The organism is Stenotrophomonas sp. CFBP 13718, assembly GCF_014842145.1.
Lineage (GTDB): Bacteria > Pseudomonadota > Gammaproteobacteria > Xanthomonadales > Xanthomonadaceae > Stenotrophomonas.
On sequence record NZ_JACYVC010000003.1, the window covers coordinates 149,632 to 162,355 of the forward strand.

Sequence of the window (12,724 nt, forward strand, 5' to 3'; positions counted from 1 at the left end):
TGATGCCGCTCAGAACCCGTAACGCAGGAAGCCACCGTCGACTGCGATGCATTCGCCGGTGACATAGCTGGCTGCCGGCAGGCACAGGAATCCAACAGCCGACGCCACCTCTTCGGGCTCGCCGATACGCCGCATCGGCGTGCGGTCGATCACCTGCTCGTAGTAATCCGGATCCGCCAGCGGACCGGACGTGCGTCGCGTGCGGATGTACCACGGCGCCACGGCATTCACCCGGATGCCATCTTCGGCCCACTCCACCGCCAGGTTGCGGGTCATCTGGTGCATCGCCGCCTTGGTCATGCCATAGACCGCCCCACTGCGTACATGGGTCAGGCCGGACACGCTTCCCACGTTGACGATGGCCGATGCGGCATGACGTGCCAGCAGCGGATGCGCGTAGCGCGACAGTTCGAACGCGGAAAAGAGATTGGTCTCGAAGATGTTCCGCCACTCGTCTTCGGTGTAGTCGATCGCCGGACGGGTGATGTTGCCGCCCGCGTTGTTGACCAGGATATGCAACCCGTCTGCATGATCTTCCACCCAGTCGAGGATCTCGCGTCGGTCTTCGTCATCGGATACGTCTGCAGCGAGCGCATGGATCGCCTGCGCGGGATATTCATCGGCCAGGTCGTCGCGCGCGCTTTCCAGCATGTCGAGATCGCGGCCCACGATCATCACGTCGGCACCAAAGCCGAGCAGTTCGCGGGCGATCGCCAGCCCGATGCCGGCACTTGCGCCGGTGATGAGTGCGGTCTGTCCATCCAGCCGCCAACGCTGCGCAGTCACGTCTGTATCTCCTGCCGGGCCATGCCCGTGTAACGATGACGCAAGCATAGCGCCGCTGCCCCCGTCACGGCAGTCGGCCCTCTGCGTGGCACACTCCGCACTTCACCGTCCGGGAGATCCGCGCATGCCTGTCTTGAAGATCACCGCCGCTGCCATGGCGATGTTGATGCTCGCCGCCTGCCAACGGCCGCCGGTACCAGCGCAGGACAAACCGCCGGAACCGAAGGCACTCACACGCAGCGTGCAGGCCCCCTTGGAGAAGGCGCGCGGCGTGCAGCAGACAGTGGATGACGCAGAAAAAGAACGGCGCGCCCAGGAAGAGCGCGCCGAACAATGATCAGGCGGTAGAGCCGACGGGTAGAGCCGACGGTAGAGCCGACTTCAGTCGGCTGGTGTGTCGCGAGCGATGAGGGAAGCCGACGGTAGAGCCGACTTCAGTCGGCTGGTGTACCGCGAGCGATGAGGGAAGCCGACTAAAGTCGGCTCTACCCCGTCGGCTGGTGTACCGCGAGCGGTGAGGGAAGCCGACGGTAGAGCCGACTTCAGTCGGCCGGTGTACCGCGAGCGGTGAGGGAAGCCGACTGAAGTCGGCTCTACCCCGTCGGCTGGTGTGCCGCGAGCGGTGAGGAAAGCCGACTGAAGTCGGCTCTACCCCCATCGGCGCCACCCCCGCCGGGTGTCTCAGAAACCGCAGAAGCAGTACGCCAGCGCCTTCACCGGGGTGCCCTTGCCCTGCTCGCGCGCGGCGTCTTCGACGAAGCGCAGCTGGGTATTCACTTCCGGCATCGTGCGCGCCAGCACCATCCGGCCCACGCCGGATTCGGCCAGCATCCAGCCACCGGCATGGGTGCCGGCGAAGCTGCTGACGAACTGCGCAAACGGCGTGGCCGCCTTTTCGATGTAACGCACGCGGTACTTGTCGTCGGCGCCGAGCTTGGCCCGGCCCGCTGCATCGGCCACTGCATCCTTCAAGCCACCAAACGCGTCGACCAGACCGCGTTCCTTGGCCTGCGCGCCGGACCAGACGCGGCCACGTGCCACTTCGTCCACGGCGTCCACCGGCTTCTTGCGCGCATCGGCCACACGACCGGTGAAGTCGGCATATCCCTTGTTGATCACCGACTGGATCACCTGGCCCACGGCCGGATCCAGCGGCTTGGTCATGTCGAACGCGCCGGCGAAGCGGGTCGTACCCACGCCATCGGTGTGCACGCCGATCTTGTCCAGCGCGCGGGCCACGTTCGGCACCATGCCGAAGATGCCGATCGAGCCGGTGATGGTCGATGCATCAGCATAGATGCGGTCAGCGTTCATGCTGATCCAGTAACCGCCCGATGCCGCCAGGTCGCCCATCGACACCACGACCGGCTTGCCGGCAGCCTGCAGTGCGACGACTTCGCGACGGATCTGCTCGGACGCGAACACTTCGCCGCCCGGCGAATCCACGCGCAGCACCACGGCCTTTACGTTGTCGTCGTCGCGCGCTTCGCGCAGCAGCGCGGAGGTCGATTCGCCGCCGATGCGACCGGCCGGCAGATCGCCGCCGCTGATCTCACCGGCCGCGACCACCACCGCTACCTGCGGACGCGAATCCACCGGGCTGCGGCGTGCGTCCAGCTGGCCCAGATAGGCGCCCAGGTTGACGTTGCGGAAGCCGCCGTCTGCATCGCCGTCGGCAACGCCGCGCTCGATCATCAGGTCTTCGAACTCTTCGCGCGTCTTCAGCGCGGTGACCAGCTTCTGCTGGAGCGCGAACTTGGCGAGATCACCACCGGCGGCGGCGACGCCTTCCGGCAACGTATCGATGCCAGCGGCCAGCTGCGCCGGATCCAGGCGACGGGCCTTGGCGATATCGCCGAGGTAGCGCTGCCACACATCGTTCATCCAGTACAGGTCGGCTTCCTTGGCCTGCGGGGATGCGGCGTCGAGCACGTAGGGCTCGGCGGCGGACTTGTATTCGCCAACCTTGAACAGGTGCACATCCACGCCCAGCTTGTCCTGCAGGCCGGTGCGGAAGTACTGGCGGTAGCGACCCAGGCCTTCCAGCAGCACCGCGCCCATCGGATCCAGGTACACCTCGTCGGCCTGCGCGGCCAGCAGGTACTGCGACTGGCCCATGCTCTCGCTGTAGGCCACGATCTGCTTGCCCGACGCGCGCAGCTGCTGCAGCGAGGCGGCCACTTCACGCAGCGACGCGAAGCCGGACGGCTGCAGCTTGTCCAGCTCCAGCACGACACGCTCGATCTTTTTGTCGTCGCGTGCCGCGTCGATCGCGCGGATCAGGTCGCGCAGCTGGATTTCCTCGGCATTGGTATCGCCCATTGCCTTGGCGAAGGCACGGCTGACCGGGTCGGTACTGAACTGCTCCACCAGGCGGCCTTCCGGCGCGATGACCAGCGTGGTGCGGTCCTGCAGCGACTTGCTGGCGCCTGCACCCATGCCGGCGGCCACGACCAGCGCGACCAGAATGAAGAACAACAGGCCGAAGAACAGCACGTTGAGGATCAGCCGGCGGGTGAAGTTCATCACGTCCCACAGCCCGACGAAGAACGCGGCGATAGGATTGCGACGCGCCGGGGGCAGCGGTGGCACGGTTTGGTTCATGGGGTGCTCCGGTTGGCATCTTGCCGAGGAATTTGCGGGATCAGCATAACGGGTGTGGTTGTCCGCAGCATCGGACACAAGTAAGGGGGTCTGCGTGAGGAACGTGGGCGCAGCGAGCGTTCAGGCCGGCAGCGACTGCCCCACCCGGGCGCCACTGCGGTGCAGGCGCCACCCCATCAGGATGGCCGCCGCCGTCAGCCCGACAATCAGGCCGATCCACATGCCCTGCGGGCCCATGCCCAGCCACAACCCAAGCCCGGCGCCGAGCGGCATGCCCAGGCCCCAGTACGCGAACATGGCAATGAACATCGGCACGCGCGTGTCCTTCAAGCCACGCAACGCACCGGCGGACAACACCTGGATGCCATCCGGGAACTGGAAGGCCGCGGCGTACAGCAGCAACGTCGACGCCAGCCCGGCGACGGCAAGGTCATTGGTGTACACACCGACGATGGCGTCATGGCCAAGCAGCAGGGCCAACGCGGACACGGTCTGCGTGCCCATGATGATCGCGTAGCCCGCCCAGGCCGCGCGGCGCACGCCGTGGCCGTCACCGCGCCCGACCGAATGGCCGACACGTACGGTGGTGGCTTCGGCCACGCCCATCGGAATCATGAAGCACAGCTGGGCCACGTTGATGGCGATCTGGTGCGCTGCCGCTTCGTTGGCGCCGAGTCGTCCGATCAGCAGCGCGGTGACGATGAACAGCCCACCCTCCATCAGCACGGTGATACCGATCGGCAGGCCGGTACGCAGCAGCTCCCAGATGGCGCGCCAGCGTGGGCCCTCGAAATGGCTGAAAAGCTGCAGGTGCTCGAAGCGCTTGGTCTTCCACAGGTAGGTGCCGAAGCAGAGCGCCTGCAGCCACATCATCACCGCCGAGGCGATGCCCAGCCCTTCCGCGCCCAGCTCCGGGAAGCCCAGCTTGCCGTTGGCCAGCACATAGCCCATCGGGGCCAGCACCAGCAGCCCGCCGAAGCCGATCAGCATGGTCGGCAGCGTCCAATGCATGCCCTCGCTGAGATAGCGCATGCAGAAGTACAGCGTCAGGGCCGGGCCACCCCAGCGCACCGCGTGCAGGAACGCGGTGGCCCCTGGCACGATCTCCGGCGCGATGCCGAATGCCGGCAGCAGCGGTGGCACCACGCTGAGGAACGTGAACATGATCAGTCCCAGCCCGAGCGCCAGCCACAGGGCCTGGCGGAACAGCGGGCCGATCTCACGCTCGCGGCCGGCCCCGTGCAGCTGGGAAACCGACGCGGTGAGCGAGATCAGGGTTCCGATCGGGATCAGCATCGGCAGCCACAGCAGGGCCGTGCCGATGGTGACCGCAGCGAGCGTATGGGTGCCATGGTGACCGGCGATCACGTTGTCGACGAACGAGATCAATCCGGTGGACACGTGGCCGAGGACAAGCGGCAGCGCGAGGATGCCGGTGGCGCGCACTTCCTGGCTGAAGCGCGGGGCGGGGGATGCGATGGACATGGATGCGGCGGAGGTCGCCAACTGCGGCTGCGCGCGAAGGGCACAGGCACCGGGTTGCGGGGCGCCATCTTACCTGTTCTTCAGCGATCTGGAGCCAGCCGGCTGAAGCCGGCTCTACCAGAAAACGGACAGACCGCTTGCGCCGACCCACCGCTTACGCCGACACGCCGGTAGCGCCGACCCATGGTCGGCGAGCGCAGCGGCCGCGCGATGAAGGCGCTGCTTACCGGCCTACCTGGCGGGTCAGCCAGGCGTCGCGCTGTGCGGGTGCGACCGCCAGGAATTCGCTGCGCACGGCGTCGCGCTGTTGTGGCGGCGTGCGCTGTGCCACCAGCGTCAATTGCGATACCTGGGCGGGGGTCAGCTGCCGCAGCATGGCCAGCGTCGCGTCGCGCTGGTCTTCCGGCACATACCCGAACATGCCCTGCAGCCGACCAAAGTGCTCACCGAGCAAGGGGCCAAGCCGCCACCCATCGCGGAAGGCCTGGTCCTGTGCAGTGAAGCTGTCCCGCAGTGCCTGCTGGCGCGCCGGCGGCAACGCCGAGAACTGGCCGGCCGCCTGCCGTACGCGTTGCCGTTCCGATTCGCTCATTGATCGCCACGCGGCGTAGTCACTGCGACGCTGACGCTTCTGCTCGGGGCTGAGCTGGTCCCAGGCCGGGAGCGCGGGCGCGGGTGTGACCGGGACGCCGGCGGGGCCGCTCGATGACGAAAGCGGCAGCACATTGCGGTCTGGCGCGGCCTGCGCTGCGGTCGACATCATCATCCCAACCAGCAGCAGCCCCCCGACCGACTTACTCATCGGCCGCGGCCGTTTCAAGCCCAGCAGCCACCGGCTCTGGACGGGTCGGTTTTGCCTGCGATTCGTCCACCGGCAGCGGGCCACCCGCGGCTGACCAGGCATGCAGGTCCGCGTCGGCAAGCAGAGGGAAATCGGGGTCGGCCAGCATCGCGGCATCTTCGGTGGCCATCGGGTCGGTGCCGGCAGGGGCCACCTTGGGCGCATCCGTGTCCAGCGCCTCCACCTTCACCGGCCCGGCGTCGCCCACGGCACCCTCCGGCACGATCGCGGGGGCGTCCGGGGTACGGCCCTGCCACGCGCGCCAGCCGAGTCCGGCCACCAGCAGCACCAGTACGGTGGCCAGCAGGATTGCCGGGCCACGCCAGCGGCGCTGCTGCGAGGGCCGGCGACGCGGCGGCACCGGCGTGCTGCGCTGCTCGTTGGCCGGCGCGCGCCAGCTCTTCGACGATGCCTCCTTCTTGCCCGCCGCCACCGGTTGCTGCAGCTCTTTCAGGCGCTGCGCTGGCAACTCCCGGATGCGCTGCTGCACCTCTTCGGCCAGGACCCGCCAGCCGTGGGCGTCGGGCTGCCCACCCGCGTCGCGGGGACAGGCGGCGGCAAGCGCTTCCTGATAACCATCCACGTCGGTGTCCAACAGCCGTGCGGCGGTATCTTCATCCAGGCCTGCGCCGATGCGCAGCAGGAGTGCCAAGCGGACCAGCGGGTCGAGTTCACCCAGATGTGCCACCCCGCCGTCCCAGCGGCCGGTGGGCGTGTCACGCAGGGCCTGGCGGGCCGCCAGCAGCGCCCAGAAGCGCGGCGGCCACTGTGCCATGGGCAGGTCGCTGGCCACGGCGGCGAAGGCCCGCATGACCGCCACGAGGGCTTGCTCGGCCCGCGCGGGGTCGCCGGTCTGCAGCTCAGCGACGACCAGCGCCCGGCGCTCGACGCCTCGAAGGAATGCCGACAGTGCACCGGCCGCAGTGGGGGAAACAGGGGCGGACGCAGCCGTCATCGGGTACTCCAGGAATTCACGCGGAATGATAACGGGTCGTCACTGGTGCCGCCGAGGGCTTGCGCGTTTGCGGGGATCGTGCTGCAGGTTGTGCACAGCGTCATGGACCGTCATGTTCGCTGATGCCAAAACGCAGCCCGGCTCATGTTTCCACGGCATTTCACATTCATCACGTTGATTTTAAAGACAAATATTGTGTGGCTATTTTTTGACCAAGAGAACAATGCGGCTGTCGGCATCGGGACTTGGCGCGTTACACCGCCGCTAACACACAGACTTATCCACAGAAGATGTGGATAACCCTGAATATCCAATGGAGTCTTATATTTAGCTCGTGTTTAGGCTGTCTTCACTGAAGTGTGAGATCGCTGAACCCGGGTCGCGAGTCGGCTGAACGGGCCGCTACACTGAGTGCATGGTCGCTCTGTCACCCACCCTGCGCGTTGCCCTCCCCGTCCCGCTGCCGCAGTTGTTCGACTATCTGCCGCCCGATGGCGCGGCCGCGGGCGACGTCGTGGGTTGCCGCATCAGGGTGCCGTTCGGGCCCCGCGAACTGGTGGGGGTCGTGGCCGGACACGGTACGGCCGAGGAGGGCGCCTCCCTACGTCAGGCCATCGCATGGCTGGACCCGCAGCCGGTGCTGCAGGGCGAGCTGTGGCAGAGCCTGCAATGGCTTGCCCGCTACACCCATGCCCCGTTGGGCGAGGTGCTGTCGATGGCCCTGCCCGGGCCGCTGCGCCATGGCGAACCAATGCCGGACACCCATCATTGGGGCTGGCAGCTCACGCAGGCCGGGCGCGATCAGCGTGATGGCCTGCGCGCAGGCAGCCGGCCGCGGCAACTGGCCGAACTGCTGGCCGACGCGGTCGTTGACGAGGACGTGATCGGTGCGCGGATGGAGGACTGGCGCCCCGCCGCACGCAGTCTGGGCAAGCGCGGCCTGGCCGAACGTGTCGCGCTGAGCGTGGCGCCGATGCAGGCCAGCCCGCTGGGCGGCCCGACGCTGAATCCGGATCAAGCGGCGGCCGTCGAGGCCATCACCACCTCAACGGGATTCGTGCCTTTCCTGTTGGACGGGGTGACCGGCAGCGGCAAGACCGAGGTCTACCTGCAGGCCATCATCCAGTGTCTGGCACAGGGTCGGCAGGCGCTGGTGCTGGTGCCGGAGATCGGCCTCACCCCACAGACCCTCGCGCGCTTCCGCGGTCGCCTCGGCATCGCGGTGCACGCGTATCACTCGGGGTTGAACGACAACGAGCGCGCGCGCGTCTGGGCGGCCGCAGCGCGCGGCGAGGCACGGGTGATCGTCGGCACGCGCTCGGCGATCTTCATGCCGTTGCCCGAGGCGGGCCTGCTGATCGTCGACGAAGAACATGACAACAGCTACAAGCAGCAGGACGGCATCCGCTACCACGCGCGTGATTTCGCCCTGGTCCGCGGCAAGGCGCTGGCCGTACCGGTCGTGCTGGGCAGCGCGACCCCGGCCCTGGAATCCCTGCACAACGCACACGCTGGCCGCTTCACGCATCTTCGGCTGAAGCAACGCGCCGGCGAGGCGCGGCCGCCGCGCGTGCGCATCCTGGATGTGCGCAAGCGCCCGCTGCGCGATGGCCTGTCGCCGCAGGTGCTCGAGGGCATCGCCGAACACCTGCGCAACGGCCAGCAGGTGCTGGTGTTCAAGAACCGCCGTGGCTACGCGCCGGTGCTGCTGTGCCACGACTGCGGGTGGACCGCACCCTGCCAGCGCTGCGATGCGCCCATGACCGTGCACGGTGCCGGCCGCCGCCTGCAATGCCATCACTGCGGTGCCCGCCAAGCGGCGCCGCTGGCCTGCCCCGCCTGCGCCAGCCTGGCCCTCCAGCCACAGGGCATCGGTACCGAACGACTGGAAGAACACCTGCTGCAGGCGTTCCCGGACGTGCCGGTGCTGCGCATCGATCGCAGCACCACCTCACGCCGTGACGCGCTGGAGCAGCAACTGGCCACGCTGGGCGAGCAGCCCGGCATCCTCGTCGGCACGCAGATCCTGGCCAAGGGCCACGACCTGCCCAAGCTGACCCTGGTGGTGGTGGTCGGCATCGATGAAGGCCTGTTTTCGTCGGACTTCCGCGCCACCGAGAAGCTGGCCCAGCAGTTGATCCAGGTGGCAGGTCGCGCCGGCCGCGCGCGCGATCCCGGTGAAGTCTGGCTGCAGACCCACCATCCGGGCCATCCGCTGCTGGAAACCCTGGTGAACGGCGGCTACCACCCGTTCGCGGCGGCCGAACTGACCCAGCGCCACGCGGCGGGCTTTCCCCCGTTTGCCCATCTCGCCCTGCTACGGGCCGAAGCCCAGCAGGTCGAGCAGGCCAACGCGTTCCTGCTGGCTGCGCGCGGCCTGCTGGGCGAGCAACCGCATCTGGAAGCATTCGGCCCGATGCCCGCGCCCATGCCCCGGCGTGCGGGATACCAGCGCACGCAACTGCTGCTGTCCAGCGCGCAGCGGCCGCTGCTGCACGCCGTACTGGACCACGTCGCCCCGTTGCTGCACGGCCTGCCGGAAGCACGCAAAGTGCGCTGGTCGCTGGATGTGGATCCGATGGACCTGTACTGAGCGCGTCAGGGAACGGGGCGGACGGGTATCGCCCGCTGGCTTCGCCGAGCGGTTTCGCCCGCCGGCTTCGCCGACCGGTAGAGCCGACTTCAGTCGGCTGCACTCCGCGAGATCCCACCGCAGCCAACCGGTAGAGCCGACTTCAGTCGGCTGCATTTGGCGAGATCCCACCGCAGCCGATCGGTAGAGCTGACTTCAGTCGGCTGCATTCCGCGAAATCCCACCGCAGCCGACCGGTAGAGCCGACTTCAGTCGGCTGCATTTCGCGAGATCCCACCGCAGCCGACTGAAGTCGGCTCTACCGGGACCGCCCCCCGGCGCAGCCTCCCCCCCGACGCACCGAGGCGCACCAGCGCGCGGCGCGCGGCCGTCTCAGCTCATGCCAGTCATCACACCGCGCTGGTAGGCAGGGCGCTCGCGCAACCGCGCGTACCACTCCGCAAGGTGCGGCAGGTCGGGGCGCTGGATCGGCATTTCAAACCATGCATACACCAGCGACCCCAGCGGAATGTCACCCATCGCGAAGTGGTCGCCGGACAGCCAGGGCTGCTTGGCAAGCTCCGCATCGGCCATCGCCAGCAGATCGCCCGCCTTCACCAGTGCCGCATTGATGCGCGCTTCGTCGCGGTCTGCCGGCGCGGTGCGCATCACCCCCCATATCAGCTCGCTGTACAGCGGCGCCATGCGGGAAGTGCTCCAGTCCATCCATTTCTCGCTCTGCGCCCGCACGATCGGCGATTCGTCGTACAAGCTGCCCAACGCATAACGTGCCGACAGATAGCGCACGATCGCATTGGATTCCCATAGCGGCAGGCCGTGGTCTTCAATCACCGGCACCAGTCCGTTGGGATTCATCGCCTGGTACTCCGCTGCCTGCGTACCACCGAAACTGCCGCCCACTTCGATGGACTCGTAGGTCAGGCCGATCTCTTCGGCACACCACAGCACCTTGCGCACATTGCTCGAATTGCGACGGCCCCAGATCTTCAGCATGTTGGTTCTCTTGCGGGCAAACGGGCGCCCGGCAGGCGCGGGACCGCTACGATACGCCGATCACGCCACATCGGGCTTGCCGCTTTTTGCTGCCTGCTTCCTCGCCTGTTTGGCGGCGGGTTTCGGCGCTTGTCCTGCGGCAGGTTTTGCAGCCGGCTTCTTCGCCAGCGCGCGTACGAAGGACGATTTGCCTTCTTTCTTCATGTCGAACAGGCCGATCGCCGCCAGCAGGTCACTGAGCTTGCCGTAGCCATAATTCCGCGGATCGAACGACGCCTGGTTGCCGATCTGGCTACCGACCGGCCCCAGGTGCGACCAGCCGTCCTCACCCTCCGCCGATGCCACCGCGCGGCGCAGCAGGTTCACCAGTTTGGTATCGCTGCGCATCTCCGCGCCGGTCTTGCGCGGGCGCGCCTCGCTGCTCGTTTCACCTGCGGACACTGCACCGGTTTCGATCTCCGGCGCGCTGACATGTGCCTGGCCCAGCGCTTCGACATAGGTGAACTTGGAACACGCGTTGACGAAGGGCTCCGGCGTCTTCTTTTCACCAAAGCCGTACACCTTCACCCCATCGGTCAGCAGGCGCATCACCAGCGGGGTGAAGTCGGCATCGCTGGAGACGATCGCGAAGCCATCCAGGTTGCCGGCGTACAGCAGGTCCATCGCGTCGATCACCATCGCCATGTCGGACGCATTCTTGCCGCGGCTGTAGGCGAACTGCTGGATCGGGCGGATCGCGTACTCGTGCAGCACCGCTTCCCAGCTTTTCAGGTTCGGGCTTTTCCAGTTGCCGTAGGCACGGCGCACGTTCGCCACGCCGTGGCGGGCGACCTCGGCCAGGACTTCCTCGATCTTCGCGGCCGGCGCGTTGTCGGCGTCGATCAACAGGGCAATGCGCTTTTCAGGCTCGGACATACCGACTCCAGGCTGACGATGGGCAGAGGACAGTATGTTCCAGCCCGGCGTACTCCGCCGTGACATGCGATCATCCCCACGCCCCCCTACTGGAGCCACGCGATGTCCCGCGAGCGCACCCCCCACCTGGTCATCGTCGGCGGCGGTTTCGCCGGCCTCTGGGCGACCCGCGCCCTGGCCAGCGAGCGCATCCGCATCACCCTGATCGACCGCCGCAACCATCATCTGTTCCAGCCCTTGCTCTACCAGGTCGCGACGGCAGGCCTTTCCGCGCCGGATATCGCCGCACCGCTGCGGCATATCCTCGGCCAACAGCGCAACGTGGAAGTCCGCCTGGGCGAAGTCAGCCGCATCGACAAGGTGACGCGCAGCGTGCATCTGGCCGATGGCACCTCGATGGCGTACGACTCCCTGCTGCTGGCCAGCGGCGCCACCCATGCCTATTTCGGCCATGACGAATGGGCCAAGGATGCGCCCGGCCTGAAGACGCTGGATGACGCGATTGCCTTGCGACGCAAGCTGCTGTTGGCCTTCGAGCGTGCCGAGGCCGAGCCGGATCCGGAAAAGAAAGCGGCGTGGCTCAGCTTCGCCGTGGTCGGAGGTGGCCCGACCGGCGTGGAGCTGGCCGGCACGCTGGCCGAAATTGCCCGGCATACCCTGCGCAACGAGTTCCGCCACATCGACCCGGCGTCGGCCAAGGTGCGCCTGGTGGAAGCCGGACCGCGCGTGCTGTCCACGTTCCCGGACGTGCTCTCGCTGAAGGCACGTCGGCAGCTGGAAAAGCTGGGCGTGGAAGTACTGACCGGCACCCCGGTGACGTCGATCGACAGCCTCGGCTTCCAGCTGGGCGATCAGTTCGTTCCTGCACGCACGGTGGTGTGGGCGGCAGGCGTCGCCGCATCGCCGTTGGGCGCCACGCTGGACGTGCCGCTCGACCGCGCTGGCCGCGTGCAGGTGCAGCCCGACCTGACCCTGCCCGGCCACCCGGAAGTGTTCGTGGCCGGCGACCTGGCCGCGCTGACGCAGGCCGATGGGCGGCCGGTGCCAGGCGTCGCACCGGCGGCCAAGCAGATGGGCAAACACGTAGCAGACACCGTTCGTGCGCGCCTGCACGGCAAGCCGGAACCGGGCGCGTTCACGTACGCCGACTACGGCAACCTGGCCACCATCGGCCGCATGGCCGCGATCGTGCACCTGGGCAAGCTGCAGCTGTCCGGCGTGCTGGCGTGGTGGTTCTGGCTGGCCGCGCACGTATTCTTCCTGATCGGCTTCCGCAACCGCATGGTGGTGTTGTTGAACTGGGCTGTGGCGTACTGGAGCTACCAGCGCAGCGCACGGATCATCTTCGGTGACGTGAAGCCGCCGAAGGATCCGCCACCTTCGGTGTAGCGGCGCGACCGCTGCGCTGACGCGTGGCGTTCATGGGTGGGCCTACGGTTGGGCCCACGGATGGGGCTTACGGATGGGGCGTACGGATCGGGTCTACGGATGGTGCCGACGGGTGGGGTCCACGGATGGGGCTTACGGGTTGGGCTTACGGATCGGGTCTACG

At 67.5% G+C, this 12,724-nt stretch carries 10 protein-coding genes; 3 read left to right on the forward strand and 7 right to left on the reverse strand.

All coding sequences use genetic code 11. From position 1 onward, the window contains the following. Positions 1–9 precede the first annotated feature (9 nt). Positions 10–786 carry an SDR family oxidoreductase gene (locus tag IFT58_RS06670; RefSeq protein ID WP_192094257.1) on the reverse strand — a complete coding sequence of 259 codons (777 nt, stop codon included), beginning with the start codon at positions 784–786 and terminating at the stop codon, positions 10–12. 124 nt (positions 787–910) lie between these two features. On the opposite strand from IFT58_RS06670, the gene IFT58_RS06675 reads away from it, so the two are divergent. Next, complete coding sequence (locus IFT58_RS06675) at positions 911–1,123, forward strand: hypothetical protein (protein WP_188325141.1); 213 nt, start codon at positions 911–913, stop codon at positions 1,121–1,123. Between the two features lie 344 nt (positions 1,124–1,467). Here the strand turns inward: IFT58_RS06675 and sppA are convergent, their stop codons facing one another. The 4 genes from sppA to IFT58_RS06695 all read right to left on the reverse strand — a co-directional run bounded on the left by sppA (position 1,468) and on the right by IFT58_RS06695 (position 6,671). Continuing rightward, entirely contained in the window at positions 1,468–3,390 is a 1,923-nt protein-coding gene (gene sppA, locus IFT58_RS06680) for a signal peptide peptidase SppA (RefSeq protein WP_192094258.1), read from the reverse strand. 120 nt (positions 3,391–3,510) lie between these two features. Beyond that, a complete protein-coding gene (locus IFT58_RS06685) occupies positions 3,511–4,875 on the reverse strand; it encodes an MATE family efflux transporter (protein WP_192080752.1) in 1,365 nt (454 codons plus the stop codon). A 223-nt stretch (positions 4,876–5,098) separates the two neighbouring features. Next, the gene (locus IFT58_RS06690) at positions 5,099–5,677 is read right to left on the reverse strand and encodes a DUF3106 domain-containing protein (protein WP_192094259.1); all 579 of its coding nucleotides are present in this window, start codon (positions 5,675–5,677) and stop codon (positions 5,099–5,101) included. Next, positions 5,670–6,671, reverse strand: a complete 1,002-nt coding sequence (locus IFT58_RS06695; protein ID WP_192094260.1) for a hypothetical protein — start codon at positions 6,669–6,671, stop codon at positions 5,670–5,672. The genes IFT58_RS06690 and IFT58_RS06695 overlap by 8 nt, the downstream gene beginning before the upstream one ends. Positions 6,672–7,086: 415 nt before the next feature. On the opposite strand from IFT58_RS06695, the gene IFT58_RS06700 reads away from it, so the two are divergent. Further along, a complete protein-coding gene (locus IFT58_RS06700; protein ID WP_192094261.1) occupies positions 7,087–9,264 on the forward strand; it encodes a primosomal protein N' in 2,178 nt (725 codons plus the stop codon). A 372-nt stretch (positions 9,265–9,636) separates the two neighbouring features. Here IFT58_RS06700 and IFT58_RS06705 read toward each other — a convergent pair whose 3' ends face one another. Both IFT58_RS06705 and IFT58_RS06710 read right to left on the reverse strand, forming a co-directional pair. After that, complete coding sequence (locus tag IFT58_RS06705) at positions 9,637–10,257, reverse strand: glutathione S-transferase (protein WP_188325147.1); 621 nt, start codon at positions 10,255–10,257, stop codon at positions 9,637–9,639. A 60-nt stretch (positions 10,258–10,317) separates the two neighbouring features. After that, positions 10,318–11,172 (reverse strand): NYN domain-containing protein, encoded by an 855-nt coding sequence (locus IFT58_RS06710; RefSeq protein WP_192082002.1) that lies wholly within the window; start codon positions 11,170–11,172, stop codon positions 10,318–10,320. Between the two features lie 102 nt (positions 11,173–11,274). Here IFT58_RS06710 and IFT58_RS06715 point away from each other — a divergent pair, with 102 nt between their 5' ends. Next, positions 11,275–12,561: an NAD(P)/FAD-dependent oxidoreductase gene (locus IFT58_RS06715; protein WP_192094262.1), complete on the forward strand. Its 1,287-nt coding sequence runs from the start codon at positions 11,275–11,277 to the stop codon at positions 12,559–12,561. The last annotated feature ends 163 nt before the right edge of the window (positions 12,562–12,724 follow it).